Origin of the sequence: Dactylosporangium sp. NPDC048998 (assembly GCF_043197855.1) — a bacterium.
Lineage (GTDB): Bacteria > Actinomycetota > Actinomycetes > Mycobacteriales > Micromonosporaceae > Dactylosporangium.
This window is the reverse complement of the sequence record NZ_JBICTV010000016.1, coordinates 1-16,675: the sequence shown is the minus strand read 5'-3', so window position 1 is coordinate 16,675 and position 16,675 is coordinate 1. Positions and strand designations below refer to the sequence as shown.

16 protein-coding genes are annotated in these 16,675 nt (G+C 69.2%); 8 read left to right on the top strand and 8 right to left on the bottom strand.

Annotation, left to right across the window (positions count from 1 at the left end; genetic code table 11):
- Window positions 1-27: 27 nt before the first annotated feature.
- Together ACGFI8_RS29895 and ACGFI8_RS29890 are read left to right on the top strand one after the other, a co-directional pair.
- Window positions 28-981 carry an RICIN domain-containing protein gene (locus tag ACGFI8_RS29895; RefSeq protein WP_392809964.1) on the top strand — a complete coding sequence of 318 codons (954 nt, stop codon included), beginning with the start codon at window positions 28-30 and terminating at the stop codon, window positions 979-981.
- 354 nt (window positions 982-1,335) lie between these two features.
- Entirely contained in the window at window positions 1,336-1,815 is a 480-nt protein-coding gene (locus tag ACGFI8_RS29890; RefSeq protein WP_392809962.1) for a sigma-70 family RNA polymerase sigma factor, read from the top strand.
- A gap of 29 nt (window positions 1,816-1,844) precedes the next feature.
- Here ACGFI8_RS29890 and ACGFI8_RS29885 read toward each other — a convergent pair whose 3' ends face one another.
- Window positions 1,845-2,390 carry a sigma-70 family RNA polymerase sigma factor gene (locus ACGFI8_RS29885; RefSeq protein ID WP_392809960.1) on the bottom strand — a complete coding sequence of 182 codons (546 nt, stop codon included), beginning with the start codon at window positions 2,388-2,390 and terminating at the stop codon, window positions 1,845-1,847.
- Window positions 2,391-2,870: 480 nt separating this feature from the next.
- On the opposite strand from ACGFI8_RS29885, the gene ACGFI8_RS29880 reads away from it, so the two are divergent.
- The gene (locus ACGFI8_RS29880; RefSeq protein WP_392809958.1) at window positions 2,871-3,029 is read left to right on the top strand and encodes a hypothetical protein; all 159 of its coding nucleotides are present in this window, start codon (window positions 2,871-2,873) and stop codon (window positions 3,027-3,029) included.
- A 152-nt stretch (window positions 3,030-3,181) separates the two neighbouring features.
- Here the strand turns inward: ACGFI8_RS29880 and ACGFI8_RS29875 are convergent, their stop codons facing one another.
- From ACGFI8_RS29875 to ACGFI8_RS29855, 5 genes are all read right to left on the bottom strand, one after another.
- On the bottom strand, window positions 3,182-4,870 hold the full coding sequence (locus ACGFI8_RS29875) for a protein kinase (RefSeq protein WP_392809957.1): 1,689 nt from the start codon (window positions 4,868-4,870) through the stop codon (window positions 3,182-3,184).
- 614 nt (window positions 4,871-5,484) lie between these two features.
- Window positions 5,485-5,724, bottom strand: coding sequence for a hypothetical protein (locus ACGFI8_RS29870; RefSeq protein WP_392809955.1), 240 nt, complete (start codon window positions 5,722-5,724; stop codon window positions 5,485-5,487).
- A 293-nt stretch (window positions 5,725-6,017) separates the two neighbouring features.
- Window positions 6,018-6,224, bottom strand: coding sequence for a zinc ribbon domain-containing protein (locus ACGFI8_RS29865; RefSeq protein WP_392810099.1), 207 nt, complete (start codon window positions 6,222-6,224; stop codon window positions 6,018-6,020).
- Window positions 6,225-6,281: 57 nt separating this feature from the next.
- Window positions 6,282-6,827 (bottom strand): sigma-70 family RNA polymerase sigma factor, encoded by a 546-nt coding sequence (locus ACGFI8_RS29860; RefSeq protein ID WP_392809954.1) that lies wholly within the window; start codon window positions 6,825-6,827, stop codon window positions 6,282-6,284.
- An 88-nt stretch (window positions 6,828-6,915) separates the two neighbouring features.
- A complete protein-coding gene (locus ACGFI8_RS29855; RefSeq protein ID WP_392809953.1) occupies window positions 6,916-7,632 on the bottom strand; it encodes a zf-HC2 domain-containing protein in 717 nt (238 codons plus the stop codon).
- Window positions 7,633-8,120: 488 nt separating this feature from the next.
- On the opposite strand from ACGFI8_RS29855, the gene ACGFI8_RS29850 reads away from it, so the two are divergent.
- The 3 genes from ACGFI8_RS29850 to ACGFI8_RS29840 all read left to right on the top strand — a co-directional run bounded on the left by ACGFI8_RS29850 (window position 8,121) and on the right by ACGFI8_RS29840 (window position 12,862).
- Window positions 8,121-9,611, top strand: coding sequence for a chitosanase (locus tag ACGFI8_RS29850; protein ID WP_392809952.1), 1,491 nt, complete (start codon window positions 8,121-8,123; stop codon window positions 9,609-9,611).
- Between the two features lie 768 nt (window positions 9,612-10,379).
- Entirely contained in the window at window positions 10,380-11,162 is a 783-nt protein-coding gene (locus ACGFI8_RS29845; RefSeq protein WP_392809950.1) for a GNAT family N-acetyltransferase, read from the top strand.
- Window positions 11,144-12,862 carry a hypothetical protein gene (locus ACGFI8_RS29840; RefSeq protein WP_392809949.1) on the top strand — a complete coding sequence of 573 codons (1,719 nt, stop codon included), beginning with the start codon at window positions 11,144-11,146 and terminating at the stop codon, window positions 12,860-12,862. Before ACGFI8_RS29845 ends, ACGFI8_RS29840 begins: the two co-directional genes overlap by 19 nt.
- A gap of 25 nt (window positions 12,863-12,887) precedes the next feature.
- Here the strand turns inward: ACGFI8_RS29840 and ACGFI8_RS29835 are convergent, their stop codons facing one another.
- Window positions 12,888-13,727 (bottom strand): MerR family transcriptional regulator, encoded by an 840-nt coding sequence (locus ACGFI8_RS29835; protein WP_392809947.1) that lies wholly within the window; start codon window positions 13,725-13,727, stop codon window positions 12,888-12,890.
- Window positions 13,728-13,808: 81 nt separating this feature from the next.
- Complete coding sequence (locus ACGFI8_RS29830; RefSeq protein ID WP_392809946.1) at window positions 13,809-14,567, bottom strand: hypothetical protein; 759 nt, start codon at window positions 14,565-14,567, stop codon at window positions 13,809-13,811.
- 167 nt (window positions 14,568-14,734) lie between these two features.
- Between ACGFI8_RS29830 and ACGFI8_RS29825 the strand changes: the two genes are divergently transcribed.
- Together ACGFI8_RS29825 and ACGFI8_RS29820 are read left to right on the top strand one after the other, a co-directional pair.
- Complete coding sequence (locus ACGFI8_RS29825; RefSeq protein WP_392810097.1) at window positions 14,735-15,823, top strand: sensor histidine kinase; 1,089 nt, start codon at window positions 14,735-14,737, stop codon at window positions 15,821-15,823.
- Window positions 15,820-16,533 (top strand): response regulator, encoded by a 714-nt coding sequence (locus ACGFI8_RS29820; protein WP_392809944.1) that lies wholly within the window; start codon window positions 15,820-15,822, stop codon window positions 16,531-16,533. Before ACGFI8_RS29825 ends, ACGFI8_RS29820 begins: the two co-directional genes overlap by 4 nt.
- Window positions 16,534-16,675 lie beyond the last annotated feature (142 nt).

Here is a 16,675-nt window from a genome sequence, read left to right as displayed (position 1 = left end):
TGGTAATCCGGCAAGGAAGGAGCACCCGTGGACGAGGAGGCGGGTGAATGGCAGCGTGCTCACTACTGGCCGCCGTATTCGGACCTGTTGAGCGAGGGCCGGCCTGACGAGGCCGGGCATGAGGGGCCACCGCCGGCTCGGCGGCTCGGCCGGGCGTGGGGGTGGACCCTCGTCAGGGGGGTCGTCATGCCGATGGCAGTGACCGTGGTGTTCGCCGCCATCGGTCCGTGGTGGCGATCGGCGCTGCCTTCCTCCGCCGAGGCGACCACCTCCGGCGCGCCCACCGCCGACACGACCGGCGTGCCGCTGGAACCCGTGCCCGCGTCGTCGCCGGCGGACACCTCGGCCGGTGACGTCCCGTCCAAGACGCCGGGGGAGCAGACGGTACTGCGCGAGCCGTCCCCGACACCGCCGGCGACCGCGCCCAGTCCCGAATCGACCGGCGTGCGGCCAACTCCGGCCGGTTCGAGAACCGTCAGCCCCACGCCGCAGCCGACGCGTACCACCCCGCTGGCCACGGTCCGGATCATCGCGCCGGCGGCGGGGATGGTGGTCCGCGTGGTGAGCCAGGCGAGTGGCGATTCCGTCGGCGTGTCGCGGGGCTCCACTTCGGACGGCGCATTGATCGTCTCATCGAGCGACACCTCGGCGACCGCTCAGCAGTGGCGGCTCATCGCGGCCGGTGAGGGCTGCTTCGGCCTCATCAACGTGCGTTCCGGTAAGGCACTGGACAATCCGGACGGCTCCAGCGTGGACGGTGAACAGATGCAGCAATGGACCGCGTTCGCCGGCAACATCAACCAGGCCTGGTGTTTCCAGCCGGTAGGCGCGGGGTGGTACTCGATCCGCAACCTCGCCGCGGGCACGCTGCTGGACCTGCGCGACGGCGGCCGCAACGACGGTACGGCGATTCAGCAGTGGGGTGCGGATCCGGCGATGCCCGACGCCAACCAGACCTGGCAGCTGCTCCGAGTCGGTTGAGATTGATCGGACACCGGACACCCGACTCCGGTCGGCGTCCGGTGTGCGGCGCCACCCTGCGTTCGCCACCAGCGTCGGCCCCCCCCGGGCCGGCGGGGTCCGCGCAACCGGCTTCCGCCCGTGCCGGGCTCGACAGGCGCAGCACGCGCCGCCGTTCCTCTGCCGCGCATGCGAATACTTCCGCAGGGAATCGCCGCCGGTTCGAACGGAGGCCGAGAGCCATTCGTTTCAACGATGGACCGCCTCGCTGGCCAGGGCGGTAGCCCTACCGCGGCAGCAGAGGATGTGGGGAAGCGGATGATCACAGCGTCCGGCAGGGCCGTCCAACCATCGGCGGCGACCGTTGACGATCGGTTGAGCGATCTGCACAGTAGGTGTGCCAAGCCGCTGACGACCTATGTCGCGAAGCTCACTCTCGGTGATGTCCGGTTGGCGGAGGACATCGTCCAGGAGACGTTCCTGCGGGCTTGGCAGTACCTGGTCGCGCACGAGGATCTGGACGTCGGATCGTTCGCTCCGTGGTTGTACACCGTGGCTCGGCGGCTGGTCATCGATGTGCTGCGGATGCGTCGGGCCCGGCCGGCCGAGGTTCTGGTCGACGACCTGCATCGGGCGGTGGTGACTGACGGCGACATCGACAGCATGTTGACCACGCAGGCTGTGCGGGCCGCGTTGCTGCGGCTGAGTCCTGAGCACCGCGTGGTGCTCGTCGAGTTGTACTACCGGGGCCGCATGGTGGCTGAGGTGGCGGAGGAGTTCGGGGTGGCGGTCGGCACGATCAAGTCGCGAAGTTACTACGCCAAGTTGGCGTTGCGCTCGCATCTGGGCCTGTGAGGTGGGTGGGCGTCAGGCTGGGAGTTGTGTCAGCCGGATTGCTCGTCCAGGACGGTCCGGAGGGCGCGTTTGGCGTAGTGGCTGCGGGAGCGTACGGTGCCGACGGGTATGCCGTGGCGTTGGGCGATTTCTTCGAAGGATCGGTCGTGGAAGTACAGTTCGATGAGGACTGTGCGGTGATCGGGCGAGAGTTTCAGCAGTGCCCGGTGCATTCGGTCGGTCTCGACCATGCGGGCGACGTCGTCGTTGGTGGAGGCGACCGGTCCGAGTTTGTCCATGGTGACTTCGGAGGGTCGGACGCGTCGTGCTCGCAGGGTGTCGATGACCAGGTGCCGGGCCACGGTGTAGAGCCATGGGCGCAGTACGGCGACGTCGGTCACGTCGTGTTGGCTGAGGTGTCGCCAGGCTCTGGTGAAGGTCTCCTGCACGATGTCTTCGGCTGTGGGGCGGTCGCCGAACAGCAGTCCGGTCACGTAGCCGGTCAGTGGCTCGCGGAACGAGGCGTGCAGGCGGGCGAGCTTGTCCTCGGCCATGTGTGCCGGCTGCCGCCCACTGCCGCCCGGTACCACGACCATCATGCCTCCGTGTCTGTGCCGCCAACCCCGCGTTCACCTTGGTGCACATCTCGATCCGTGTCCGCCCGAACGACCCGTACCCGGGCGTTGACCGATCGGTAGAGCATCAGGGATCCAGCCCTCGTCGTCGCCTTCCGGCAGCTCCGGTCCGCCTCCCTGATCGGATGTGTTACGCGACGGAAACGTAGGATCGAGTTGTCTACGGCGGATCAACGCCACGTTGACGTTCGGTTGACGGCTCCCGGTTCGGCGGCTCGGGGGCGGGTCACGGCATCGACGCCGGATGTCACCGAGTTGCGACCACGCACACGCCTCGCGGTGCCGGTCGCCGGAGCGGCGCAGCAGATCGAGCGCGGCGAGTTCGTACGACAGCGCCTTGTGGTAGTCCCGGAGCCGTACGTACGCGATCGCGATGTAGTCCGGTGCGTCCCTGTACCCGGTCCGTTCCAGCGAGTGGTACAGCCGCAGGGCCTCCCGCAGATGGTACTGCTCGTCGTCGGCGCCGCCGGGCGCGTCGATGTGCGCGCATCTCAGGTGAGCGTGGGCCTGGTTGAGCACATCGCCGCATTCGCCGAACAGCGCGACGGCCTCGAGCAGGTGGGCACGGCACTGTTCGGGGATGTTCAGTGCGCGAGCTGAGTAGACGTTGCCAAGACTGTGGTGTGCCCGTGCCTGCGCGGCCAGCAGGTCGAGGTCGCCGTCGTCGAGGTCCAGGCGGTACGGCTCCGATGCGAGCCCGGGTCACCTCACCGGCATGAGCATCAGGCTGGGCGCGGGACCGGGTAGGCCGATCAGTCGAGGTGCCACTTCTGGTTGTCCGCACCGCTGCAGCTCCAGATCTGCAACTTGGTGAAGTTGACGGTTGCGCGGTCCTTTGCGTCGACGCACTTGTCGGCTTGGACGTTGACCAGGTCATTGGCCCGGTTCAGCATGAACTGCTGCGACGGGGCGCCGGTGCAGGCGGACATCGTCACCGTCGCACCGTCGCGAGTAGAACCCCCGAGGACGTCCAGACACCTGCCGAGCGAGCGGATGGTCCCATCCGACGGGAAAGTCCATAACTGCCACGGTGTCCGGTGGCAATCAACGATCTGTAACGGCACCCCGTCGCTGGTGCTCCCATTCGGGATATCCATGCACTTCATGCTGCCGATACCGAAGATCTCGTACTCCGGCAGTCCACTGGTTGCTGATCCGGTCGTCACGACTACCGGTTGGTGCGTCGCGGAGGGACCGCCCGGCTTCGTCGACGGTACCGCCGGCTTTCCGGATGAATCGGACGGTATCCCCGTAGCGCCCGGCCGTCCGGGCGATCCGGAAGCGGCCGTGTTCGTTGCTGTCGTGTGGGACGTGGTCCCCGGCTCAGACCTTGGCGACGCGCCAACCACGCCGTTCGGGATGACGCCCACGTGGGGCGGCCTCTCCCAGTGTGCGGAGCTTCTGTTGATCAGAGGCAGCGCCAGTATGGCGGCGAGCAGGATCAGCACGGCCGAGCCGACGATCAGCCGTCTCCGGCGCGGGGAAGGTACGAGGCCCTTCTGATGGTCCTTCGTGGCAGAGGGAACCGTCTTTTCCTCGACGCGCGCGTCGACGCCAGCGGCTGGGTCGGCGGATGCGCGGTCAGCAGGGCCAACCGCAACAGCGGCAGGCTTGCTCTGGGCCTGCCCTGCGGCCCGGCGCAGAAGTTCCTCCGCGGTCTGCGGGCTGATGCGTTCTTCCGGATCCTTACGTAGCAGACCTTCTAGCAGCGGAGTCAACGGCCCCGCCTGTTCCGGTGGCCGCGGCGGCTCGGTGGCGAGTGCGGCGAGTGTCGCGATCGCCGACGACCGAACGTATGGTGGCCGGCCCTCAACGGCGGCGTACAGGGTCGCGCCGAGCGACCAAAGGTCCGACGGCGGACCGAGGATGCCGTCGCTTGCCCGTTCCGGCGAGATGTAAGACGGCGAACCGAGAATGAGTCCGGTTTTCGTGACGCTCGAGTCGCCGGAGATTCTCGCCAGCCCGAAGTCGGTCAGTACCATTCGGCCGTCATCCGCGATCAGCACATTCGCCGGTTTGACATCGAGATGCAGGACGCCGGCCCGGTGTGCCGCCCGCAACGCCGCGAGTACGCCCAGCCCGATCTCGGCCACGCGGGACGGTTGCATGGGTCCTTCGCTATTGATCAGCTGGTGCAGTGAGCGGGAGGGTATCAGTTCCATGACGATCCACGGGTCGTCGCCATGTCGAATCACATCGAAGATGCGCACCACGTTGGTGTGGTCGAGCTGCGCGATTGCCCGCGCCTCGCGGAGACTTCGGTCCTGCATGTCCCGCCGTTCGTCCTCGGTCAGGCCGTGTGGCGGTACCAACTCCTTGATCGCGACAACTCGCCGGAGGACGGTGTCATGAGCGCGCCAGATGCGACCCATACCGCCCTCCCCGATCAGCTCGAGAAGCAGGTATCGGTTGGCGATCAACCGTTGGGACGCACCGAACATGGAGTGGACCGTATCGTATTGTCAATCGCGAACGCCTTGCCGTTCAGGCAATTCGATCCGAGGTTATTTACATCACAGGATTGAACCTTTGGTTCGCGGGTCACGTTTCTCTCGCGCAAAAATTTCAGTCAGTCTCCAGCAATAGCGAAACGGGAGAACTCGGATTCCCGTTCAATGCGAGAGTCCCTTGACGGCATGTTCGTCAGCCGTCGGCGATTCTCGGTGTGTGCGCGAGGAAGTCTGAGATCGGGAGCCGGGACGCCGCGCGGACCGCCATGGAGATCCTGGCGTGGTCAGTACCTTTTGCGTTCGATGAGGCACGGCGCGGCATCGAGTGGTGCTTCACCGTCGGCGGGGCAGGGCACCAGGCCGAGCGGGGCGTCGGTGGAGTCGAAGCTTGCGGGCGTCGCCGAGGATTGCGTCTTCCAGGATGGTGTCATCGCGGGTCCTCTCTGAACCAAGGTGGGCTGCCGCGCGGCCGGCCTGCGGGACACGCACTGCGCTGTCGCGCATCCACCTCCCTGTCGCGTGCGTGTCGTGTCAGACGAGTGTTGGCTGCGACGCCGCCCGTGCACCAGTGGTGGCCACGACGTGTGAAGGTTCTGCAAGATGCCTCACAAGATCACCAGCGCAACCGCCATGGCGCTGGCGCGCAGTTGGGCGGCGATCGCGCGCAGCCAGGCCCGCACGCCGCTGGCCGATGAGGCCACCACGTCGGCGAGCGGTGTCTCGAGACACGTGGTCGTGGCCGACGTAGCGCGTTCTTCGTTTGAACGACCGGCCAGGGCGCCACGTTCATGTCCGTGACGCGCTGTCATCCGGTGATCTTGTGAGGCGTCTTGCAACACGGTCACACGTGGCGGTCGCCTCTGGTGTGCGCCGTCGTCGGGCCCCAACACTCGAGTCGCATGCCGGCGAAATTCGATGGGAGTAGTCAACATGATCGCACCCGGCGCGCTGGTGTTGATGGTGGTACCGCTGCTGGTCTTCTTCCTGTTCCAACGGTTCTTCCGGCAAAGCACGCTCGCCGGCTTGGTCCGGTTGCGCACTGCGGTCCAGCCCGCGGCCGCCGGTCGACGACCGGCCCCTTGCGCGGCGGCCCCGCCACCCTCCGAGACGGGACAGCCCTCTTGAAATCCTTCCCGCCCTAAAGGACGGAAATTCCCGTGGTCGCCCTTGGGTTTTCCTGCTTCACCGCCGGTCGCCCCGTCCGGGAGGACTCCCGTTGAGGTCTTACATCAGCTCCGCAAGCTGTCACCGCCAGCCCGGCGGCCAGAAGGTTGCGGGCCGCGTTGGCGTCGCGGTCATGGACGGTGCCGCACCGGCACATCCACGACCGCACGTGCAGCGGCATCTGCCCGGCCAGCCGAAACCTGGTGACCGGCTCCACCACGCCGTGGTGGGAGTTGTGTCAGCCGGGCTGCTCGTCCAGGACGGCTCGGAGGGCGCGTTTGGCGTAGTGGCTGCGGGAGCGTACGGTGCCGACGGGTATGCCGTGGCGTTGGGCGATTTCTTCGAAGGATCGGTCGTGGAAGTACAGTTCGATGAGGACTGTGCGGTGATCGGGCGAGAGTTTCAGCAGTGCCCGGTGCATTCGGTCGGTCTCGACCATGCGGGCGACGTCGTCGTTGGTGGAGGCGACCGGTCCGAGTTTGTCCATGGTGACTTCGGAGGGTCGGACGCGTCGTGCTCGCAGGGTGTCGATGACCAGGTGCCGGGCCACGGTGTAGAGCCATGGGCGCAGTACGGCGACGTCGGTCACGTCGTGTTGGCTGAGGTGTCGCCAGGCTCTGGTGAAGGTCTCCTGCACGATGTCTTCGGCTGTGGGGCGGTCGCCGAACAGCAGTCCGGTCACGTAGCCGGTCAGTGGCTCGCGGAACGAGGCGTGCAGGCGGGCGAGCTTGTCCTCGGCCATGTGTGCCGGCTGCCGCCCACTGCCGCCCGGTACCACGACCATGCTTCCTGATGTCCGATCTGCCACAGTGCCCACAACGATTGACACTCACGGACCGTTCAATCCCGCCGGTGTGCGGCCGGACCGGGCATCAGGAGCCGGCTGTGACCATCAGCAGATCACCCTGAGTCAGCGCGAAGAAACGGATCTGGTCCCGCGTTACCGGAATGGAACCGACGATGGTCTGCGGGCCGCCCGCGGCCACTCCGTGCGCCGCGACGTAGTTGCGTCCGTCCAGACCGACGGCGATCAGGTCGTATTCCTCCCCGGGGCGCAGCCCCACCGCGACCGCCCGGACGTCGGCGTTGCCGGCGCGTGCGGTCGTGGTCACGGAGAACTGACCGCGAGTGTCGGTGGTGGACTGGCTGCCCACCGAGACCCGGTCCTCGTCGGGCCCTGGGTAGAGGAACATGCCACCGACGCCCAGGACGGCGCCGACGAGCAGCGCCGCCGCGTAACTGAGCGCCCGGCGTCCGCGCGAGCCGGGTCGGCCCGGCGGGCGGCGGGCTGCGGGCCTGGTAGCCGACACTGCACGCGGGGTCGTGGCCGGTCGAGCCGGGCGGTCGGCGGTCGTAGGGGGAGCGGTCACACCCGACCATTCGAGCTCCGCCACCACGTCAGCCGGAAGGGCGGCCACCGCAGCGGCGATCTCACTGGCGCGATCCGCCTGTTCCCGGCAGGCCGCGCAGAGCAGCAGGTGCTCCTCGAACCGTTCCTCCTCCTCGGTGTTGAGCGCACCGGTGAGGTACAGGTCGATCTGGTCCGGGATGTGTGTCATGGCCTCGCCGGATCGGTGGTTCGATCCCATCTACGCTCAGCTCCTTTGCCTGCAGCGCGGCAGTCGGGTCGGGTTGCGCGTCGTGCCGTGGGCACGGTTTGTACGACCACACAGAGGATTTCACACCCCGCGATGAATTCCGTCGACCCTCCCTTTAACGACTGGCCAGGCCGTCAAGTTCATGTTCGTGGCGCGCGGCCATCCGGTGATCTTGTGGGAAGTCCTGCAACACGGTCACACGTGGCGGTCGCCTCCGACAGGGCGTGCTCGCCGACGGCCGGGCCAGGGCCGCTGAACGCAACGCCGGCAGGTTTCGGTGGCTCCGGTTCGACCGCCGGCGCCGACTCGCGCCGGCTTGCCGAACTTCCCGCGAACCGCTCCCCAGACACGCAAACCCACGGTCTGTCATCATCTTGTCGGAGCCGGACCGGCCGCCGCACTCCTCCGGGCCGCGGCCGAAGGTCTGGGAGCGTTTCGACGTGCGCTGCGGCGGCAGAGATTCGAGGCGAGGAGATCGGGTGACCCAGGACCAGCCGGCGGCACGACCCCGTCGTCCATCCACCCTGTTCCTGTTGCCAGTCGTGCTGGCGATCGTGGCGGGCGTGGCGTTCGTCGCGGTGAGCAGGCTCGGCGGTCGACTCACGATCACCGCCGAACAACGCGCGGTTATCGAGCAGCTTCGTAGCGTCCTGATGCACGACACGCTCGTTCCGCAGTACGCCCGCGTGGTCAACCAGTTCGACGCGCACGGATACGTGCTGGGCACAGGGGACTTCTCGACGGCCGGCGGTGAGGCCCTTGAGGTGATACAGACCTACACCGCGAGGGTGGGTTCCAACACTCTGTCCCGCACCTATCTGGCCACGCTGACGACGCTGCGCAACGAGAACAGCCCGGCGATCGACGCGCTGGCCGGACTACCCGACGCTTGGCGCCTTGCCAGCCAGGACCCCAGGTTCCGGCAGGCCCAGGACGATGTCCTGGAGAACCTGTACTACACGCCGGCCATGAAAATCTCCACCGACCTCGGCCTGACCACGGCACTGGGCGTCGCGGTCATCTACGACACGATTCTTCAGCACGGCAACACGTCGAATCCCGATGCACTCCCCGCGATCCGGTACCGGGCCACCAAGCGTGCCGGCGGCGAGCCCGGCACAGTGTCCGAGCATGCATGGCTCAAGGCCTTCCTGGCAGAGCGGGAGGAAACGCTGGCCAATCCGGCCGACGAGCGGTACCGCAATACCTGGCCGTACAATCTGGACCGCCCCCGCGTGCTGGAGACGCTGATCGACGAGGGTCACGACGACCTCTCGCCGCCGATCACTGTCCGGCCTTACGGCACCGTGCACGTCCTCGACGGGCGGGCCCCGGCGCCGACGTTCAACGATGACACCGGAACACCCCGTGCCGGCTCCCCCCTTGTGGGCGGACCCTCCTCGGCGGCCGCACCTGCGACCGCTCGGTCGCCGGGCAATCCGCAGTCGTCCGGCCTGGCGGCACCGCGCTCACCGGTCACCTCGAACCCACCGGCCGCACCGCCCATCGAGACGACCGTGGCGCCGCGCGACGGGCTGGTTGTCCGGATTGCCGCCACGAGCGGCAAATGGGTGGGCGTGGCCGACGCTGCCACCGCCGACGGCGCGATGATCGTTCTCAGCGGCAATACGGGACCCGCCCAACTGTGGCGTATCGCCGAGTCACAATCGGGCTGCTTCCATCTCATCAACGTGAAGTCCGGTAAGGCGCTCGACAATCCGGACGGAACGTGGACGGACGGCGTCCAGATGCAGCAGTGGGAGTACTTCTGGGGCAACTCCAACCAGTCCTGGTGCTTCACGTCGGCTGGTGGCGGGCGCTACTCCATAGCGAACCTGACCAACCACTACCTGCTCGACGTCCGTGACGGCGGCACGGCCGACGGCACCGCCATCCAGCAGTGGGACGCCGATCCCGCCGCCCCGAATCCCCACCAGACCTGGCGTCTCGTCGGGTCGGCTGGTTCCTGAGGGTGTGCGGAGCAGGGGCCATTGTTATCACCTAACAGTTCCCGGTCGACGCGGCTATGCCCAGGCTGCCTGTCTGGCCGGGGACATCACCGCCTCGGCATCATCAACGGACCAACGACGGGATAAGATCGAAGATCTTGGCATCAAGTTCTGGGATCTCCTCGGACGTGTGCGGAACGGCCGCTACTGGCGACCAGGACCCAGGTGGTCGAGCCTGGCCGGTCATTGCCGAGGTCGGGCACGTTGGACGGCGCTCAAGGCGGAGTGGGCCGGCCGCCCGCGCCGCGCAACGCCGGCATAGGCCGTGGGGATCACGGTGAGGACCCAGGACATGCGCCGGACGGCCTGGTCGGGGTGATCGCCGAACTCGGCAGCGACGACCGTCGCGCAGCCCAGAACGCCGTGGCGGAGAAGGCTCGCCGCGACGGCCGCTCGGATCTGAGCCGGCGTGGGGCTGGCCGACGGTTGCAATGGTGACGCGAAGAGTGCCTCGGCACGGATGGGATCCATCGGCGGACTCATGTACTTCAGTACGGTTCCATCCGAGGCAACGTTCAGGATCGGCCACGGCCGGCGTCAAGGACGGTCTGTGCGGGCGCTGGAGGCGGCGGTGCCCCCAGAAGCCCCACCGATTCCGCCGCAGGGCCCGTCACCAGGACTGGGGAGTGCCCCGGCACCCGCCCGGAGGGACAATCGACTCACCGTGCGGTGGTCACGCGGGGGGTGTGACTACCGCACGGCGATCAACAACCCGCTAAACTCCGCGTGATGACCGACGCCCGAGAGCTGCTGCGCCTGCACGACGAACAGGTCCGCGGCACCGTGGCCGACCGCCTCCCGGACAACTGGGCCCCCTCCTGGGACGGGCCCGTCCTGCGGGTCGCCACGCCGGCCCGTGGGATCGTGTTCGGGCAGCACCTCGACGGGGTGCCCGGCGACGAGCTCGACGCGCTCATCGCCCGGGCCGTGGAATTCTTCGCCGCCAAGGGCCTCCCCTTCGAGTGGAAGACGTACGGTCACGACCGGCCCGACCTGCCTGAGCGCCTCGAGGCCGCCGGCTTCGCGTCCGCACCGGCCGAGACCGTCGTCGTCGGGTTCGCCGCCGACCTCGTCGACGCCGGCGTCGCGCCCGACGGCGTGCGCATCCGCGCCACCACCGCGCCGGACGACCTGCGACGCATCGCCGACCTGCAGTCGGAGGTGTGGGGCTCGGACTGGTCGTGGCTCGCCGACGACCTTGCCGCCCGCATCGCCTCCGGGCCCGACGACATCGTCGTACTCGTCGCCGAGGCCGGCGCCACCGTCGTGTCCACCGCGTGGCTGGTCGTGCTGCCGGGCACCGAGTTTGCGTCGCTGTGGGGCGGCTCCACCCTGTTCGGGCTGCGCGGCCGGGGCATCTACCGGGCGCTCGTGGCGCAGCGGGCGCGCATCGCGGTCGAGCGGGGCATCCGGTACCTCTGGGTCGACGCCTCCGACGACAGCGCCCCGATCCTGCAGCGGCTCGGCCTGCGCGCCGTGACCACGACGACGCCGTGGCTCTGGACGCCCTGACCGCGCGGGTGCACCCGACCGCCCGGGTCCGCCCGGGCGGCCGCCGCGCCGACGCCCTGGCCGTCGCGAGCTACCTGCTCGCGGCGGTCGTGCTGTGCGGGCGGCTGCTCGCCCACCCCGGGCAGCGGCTGCCGTACACGCCGGGGGACCGCATCCAGGCGGAGTACCACCTCGCCTACGCCGCCCGCATCCTGCACCACCTCGGCAACCCGCTGCTCATCGACCGGCTGAACGCGCCCGTCGGGGTCAACGCGATGGCGAACACCACCCAGTTCGGCCTCGGGATCCCGATGGCGCCGGTGACCTGGCTGCTCGGCCCCGGCGTCGCGTTCGACGTGCTGATCGTCGCGGCCCTGGCCGGTACCGCCGCGGCTTGGTATTGGCTCCTGTCCAGACACGTCGTGGACTCCCGGCCGGCGGCGTGGGTCGGCGGGCTGGTCGGCGGCTTCGCGCCCAGCGTCGTCAACCACGCCACCTTCCACCCCAACCTCACCGCGCAGTTCCTCGTGCCGGTCATCGCGTGGCGGGTCGTGCGGCTGTTCGACTCGCGCCGGTTCGTCCGCGACGGGCTCATCCTCGCCGCGCTCATCGTGTGGCAGGTCTTCGTCAACGAGGAGACGCTGTTCATCGCCGCGCTCGCGATCGGGGTGTTCCTGCTGCTGTGGCGCGGCCCGCGGTGGCGACCGATCCTGCCCGGCCTCGCCGTCGCCGCGGGCGCGTCGCTGCTCGTCCTCGCATATCCGCTGTGGTGGCAGTTCTTCGGCACCGGCGCCTACCGCGGCGGCGAGCAGCAGATGACCGCGTTCCACACCGACCTGCTCGGCGTCACCTCGTTCTCCCGCAACTCGGTCGTGGTCCGGCTCAGCGAGTTCCCGCCGGCGCCCGGCTTCTCCGCCGAGCAGCACGCGTACTTCGGCTGGCCGCTCATGCTCGCCGCGGCCGCGTTCGTCGCCTGGCGATGGCGCGACCGGCTGGTGCGCTCCCTGGCACTGACCGGGGCGCTGTTCCTCGTGCTGTCGCTGGGCACCGAGCTCACCGTCCGCGGCCGCGCCACCGGGATCCCCGGCCCCTATGCGCTGCTGGCCCGCCTGCCGCTGTTCGACACGCTGCTGCCGACCCGGCTCGGCGAGGTCGCCACGTGGGCCCTCGCGCCGATCGCCGCGCTGGCCGTCGCCGCGGCCCGGCTCCCCTCGCGGGTGCTGACCGCTGGCCTGGTCGCCGCCGTCCTGCTGCCGGCGGCGCCGACGCCGACGCTGGTGTTCGACCGCCCGGCGGTGCCGGCCTTCATCACCACCGGCGCGTGGCGGCCCTATGTGGCGGCGGATGATTCGGTACTCGTGGTGCCACTCGCCGACTTCGAGCACTGGACGGCGCTGCAGTGGTCGACCGCCACCGGCCTGGACCTGCGCCTCTCGCACGGCTACTTCCTCGGCCCCGAGGGCGGCGTCACTGGCCGGCACGCGGTCGTCGGGCCGCCGCGGCGGTTCCTCGACGGGCTGCTGCGCACGCCGCCGGCGGCCGTCACCGCCGCGGACCGGGACCGGGCGGCGGCCGACCTCGGCTACTGGCACACCGCCCTGATCCTCGCCCCGCCGGAGGCGGCCGTCGCCCCGCAGCGCGCCCTGCTCGACGCGCTGTTCGGCCCCGGCCGGCTCACCGGCGGCGTCTGGATGTGGGACGTCCGCGGCGTCCGCCGCTAGCGCGAACCGGCCGGCCCACCCGGCGCTACTCGATCGGCTGCGATACGTCGCACACCAGGTCGCCCGGGGCGGCGTTGACGAAGTCGGCGAAGTACACCTCCCGCGGCGCCGCGGTCGGCTGCGCGCCCTCCCGCTCGGCCCACACCCGCACCGCGTCGAACGCCGACAGGATCTGCGGGAAGGCCACCTGCGCCTTGGTGATGCGGGTGTACGCCTCCCGATGCGCCGGCTCTACGCGCACCGCCGCCTCCAGCGCCCGGTTCGGGTCGGGCGCGACCGGCAGGCAGATCTCGACCGGCCCGTCGCTCTCCTCGTTGACCTCGCCGTGATAGATGATGAAGCACGGCCCGGCCATGCCGTCGCCGTGCCCGGCCGCCGCCTTGACCAGCCGCCCGACCGCCGCATCGATCCAGGCCGGCAGGTCCTGCACCCGCACGTGCCGCTGCTCCGTGAGCACCGTCTGCTCGGGCACTTCACGCACCTGCACCTCGTACATCTCCAGACTCCCTTCCTCGCCGAGCAACCGAATCCGCAGGTGCCCGACCAGTTCGCGCCGCGCCGCCACCCGGTACTCCTCGTCGGTCCAGTACGCGTCCAGCAGCGCCGCCGCGGCCCGCGGGTCCCGCTCGCTCGCCGCGACGATCTCGGCGATGCGGGCCAGCGGCATGTCGAGCCGCCGCAGCCGCGCCACGAGCCGCGCGGTCCCGAGCTGCCCGGGCCGGTACCAGCGATATCCGGTCCGCTCGTCGACGAGCGCCGGCACCAGCAGCCCCTGCTGTTCGTACAGGCGCAGGGCGCGCGTCGACAGCCAGGACCGGCGGGCGAACGCCCCGATCGTCAGCAACCCGTTGTCGTGCACACCCACGACCATGCCCCTTGACCCGGGGTGAAGGTCAACCGTTCCCGGCGAGCCGCAGGTCGATGCACGCTGTCGGGCCAAGCGACGTCAGCCGAGCTGCCCGAGGACGACCGAACCGAGGGCGAACAGCAGGAGCAGCGGTACCGTCCGCCAGAGCACGCGTGATGGTGGAATATCGGCCCCGCGCAGGAACGTGACGCCGAGTGGTACGAAAGCCACGGCAAGGCCGGCGACCTGGACGGCCGAGGCCCACGTGCTTCCCTTGAGAACCCCCACCATCAGACCGGACATCAGCGCCAACGCGACGGCCGGTAGCAGACGTAGGGTGCGAGACAGGAAACACCCGATGGCCAGGACGATCCAGCCCAGCATCACGGCGAAGGTGAAGCTGGACACGACCCATTCCCGGTAGGCGTAGTAGGAGCTGACGGCGTGTGTGGCGGTGCTCAGGCCCGCGCTGTCGACCAGGGCGAAGGCGAACGTGTTGACGCCGTAGTGGAAGGCGCGGGCGAACAGGCCGAACATCACCATGCCGCCACCCCACAGCGCCCAGGCCGGCCGGGTGACGCCGACCTGTGTGGCGACCACGACGATGCCCGGCCAAAGCGCGATGGTGCCGGCGAGGAAGATCGCGTACGCGGTACTGATCAGCGTGGGTTGCCGCTGGTACGCAGCGAGTTGGTGCGGGAAGAAGAACGGGACGCCGAGCCGCAGGAGTGTGCCGGCGAGCAGCAGGCACGGCCCGATGATGAGGGACACGCCGCCCAACCACGGGCCGGGGAAGGTGAAGATCCGTTCGTGATGAGGCTCGGCGGTGTGTTGCCGGTCGACTGTCGCCGTGATCATGCCATCGACTCTCCCGCGACACCGCGGCACGGCACATCCGGCCAGGACACCAATCCGTGGCAGCGTTGCCAGGCTGAGCCTCGGCGCCCAGCTGCTACCAGGGGATGAGCACCCTGAGTCGGACGGCAACACCGGTCGCGCTCGGTAACCTTGGCGACGTGATCCGGATGCGGTGGCAGGTCGTCGACGCAGCGGCCGCCGTCGCCGTTCTGGCGGTGTGCGGGGTCGCGGCGCAGGAGGCCGGCCGACCATCCTGGTGGCAGTGGCTGCTGGTGTGTGCGGTATCCGTGCCGGTCGCGGTCCGCAACCGGTGGCCGCTGCCCGCCGCCTTGGTGACGCTGACCGCGTCCGCCGCCGTGTTGGCCTGCGGGGTGATACCGCCGTACGCCGCACCGGTCCTGTGCGCTGCCGTAGCGCTGATCCAGTATTCGGTAGCGGTGGGAATGCCGCCGTCCCGGTCGGTTCCGATGCTGGCCACAGGGCTCGGCGGTGCCGTCGCGCTCGGTTTGCTGTGGCCGGCGGCGCCGCTGGTGGCGATGCCGGCGGTCGCGGTCCCATGGCTGGTGGGTTGGGTGGTTCGGCACCGGCGGCACCTCACGGAGCGCATCGCCGACGAGCGGACCGCGCGGGCGGTAACGGAGGAGCGGCTACGCATCGCCCGCGACATGCACGACACCGTGGCACACAGCTTGAGCATGATCGCGATGAAGGCCAGCGTTGCCCGCCACGTCGCTGCGGTACGGCCTGAGGAAAGCATGACGGCCCTGGAGGTCATCGAGACCGCCAGCCGGGAAGCGCTCGTGGAGATGCGCCGCGCCGTAGGCTTGCTCCGCGCGGACCTGGATCCCGCCATGCCGTCGGGTTCCGACGAGGACCTGCGTGCGCTGGCCGACCGCGCCGAGCAGACCGGCATCCAGGTGGAGTTGAACCTCGTGGCCGCGGCGGCACCGCCGGCCGGAGTCCGGCTCGTCGTGTACCGCGTCGTGCAGGAGGCGTTGACCAACGTGATCCGGCACGCGAAAGCCACCGGGTGCACGGTCAGCGTCGAGGCCGGTGCGGACTCGGTCACCGTCCGAGTAGTCGACAACGGCACCGCCGCCGTGGCACCCGGCGGAACCGGGCACGGGCTGCGCGGCATGCGCGAGCGGGTCGCCGCATACGGCGGCAACGTGCAGGCTGGGCCGCACCCTACCGGCGGGTTCGCGTTGTCCGCTTGCATTCCGTACCGCCCGTCGGGCCAGGATGGACAGCCGTGACCGACCCGATCCGCGTACTCATCGCCGATGACCAGACGCTGCTTCGTGACAGCTTCCGCATCCTGCTGGACACCACCCCCGGCTTCGCCGTGGTCGGCGAGGCCGGCACCGGCCGCGAAGCCGTCCAGCTGGCATTCGCCCAACGCCCTGACGTGGTCCTGATGGACATCCGCATGCCCGACATGACCGGCATCGAAGCCACCGAACAGATCTGCGCCAAGACCGACGACACCCGCGTGCTCATCCTCACCACCTTCGACCTCGACGAATACGTCTACGGCGCGCTGCGCGCCGGCGCCAGCGGCTTCCTGCTCAAAGACACCAGCGCCGCCGACCTGCTCGCCGCCCTCCGAGTGGTCGCCGCCGGCGACGCGCTGCTCGCCCCCAGCGTCACCCGACGACTCATCGCCGCGTTCGGCGCACAGCCCCGTCCATCCCGCACGTTCCACCGCACACTGACCGGGGTGACCGAACGCGAACGCCAGATCCTGATACTGATCGCACGCGGCCTGTCCAACACCGACATCGCCGCGCACCTCACACTCAGCCAAGCCACCGTAAAATCACATGTCGGCCGGCTACTCACCAAGCTCAACGCCCGCGACCGCGCCCAACTCGTCGTCGTCGCCTATGAGACCGGTCTTGTCACGGCAAATCGCACCGGTCTCGGGGACCGACCGAGCACTCGAACACCACCACGCGCCGACTGACCGTGAGGCGCGCATGTCGGCTCTGTCCCTGTCGCCGTCGTGTAATCGGGAGTGTCAAGTTAACGGCTGATCTGGATTGTTGAATTGGTCAGTGGTTGGTCGGGTTCAGGCGGCCCTCGAACGCGATCTGGAACGCGTTCAA

Excerpts from the sequence above, each read along its gene's own strand:
- ACGFI8_RS29825 (WP_392810097.1), top strand. The coding sequence starts at position 14,735 with ATGCGGTGGCAGGTCGTCGACGCAGCGGCCGCCGTCGCCGTTCTGGCG.
- ACGFI8_RS29885 (WP_392809960.1), bottom strand. The coding sequence starts at position 2,390 with ATGGTCGTGGTACCGGGCGGCAGTGGGCGGCAGCCGGCACACATGGCC.
- ACGFI8_RS29880 (WP_392809958.1), top strand. The coding sequence starts at position 2,871 with ATGGTACTGCTCGTCGTCGGCGCCGCCGGGCGCGTCGATGTGCGCGCA.
- ACGFI8_RS29860 (WP_392809954.1), bottom strand. The coding sequence starts at position 6,827 with ATGGTCGTGGTACCGGGCGGCAGTGGGCGGCAGCCGGCACACATGGCC.
- ACGFI8_RS29830 (WP_392809946.1), bottom strand. The coding sequence starts at position 14,567 with ATGATCACGGCGACAGTCGACCGGCAACACACCGCCGAGCCTCATCAC.
- ACGFI8_RS29845 (WP_392809950.1), top strand. The coding sequence starts at position 10,380 with ATGACCGACGCCCGAGAGCTGCTGCGCCTGCACGACGAACAGGTCCGC.
- ACGFI8_RS29865 (WP_392810099.1), bottom strand. The coding sequence starts at position 6,224 with ATGCCGCTGCACGTGCGGTCGTGGATGTGCCGGTGCGGCACCGTCCAT.
- ACGFI8_RS29875 (WP_392809957.1), bottom strand. The coding sequence starts at position 4,870 with ATGTTCGGTGCGTCCCAACGGTTGATCGCCAACCGATACCTGCTTCTC.
- ACGFI8_RS29855 (WP_392809953.1), bottom strand. The coding sequence starts at position 7,632 with ATGGGATCGAACCACCGATCCGGCGAGGCCATGACACACATCCCGGAC.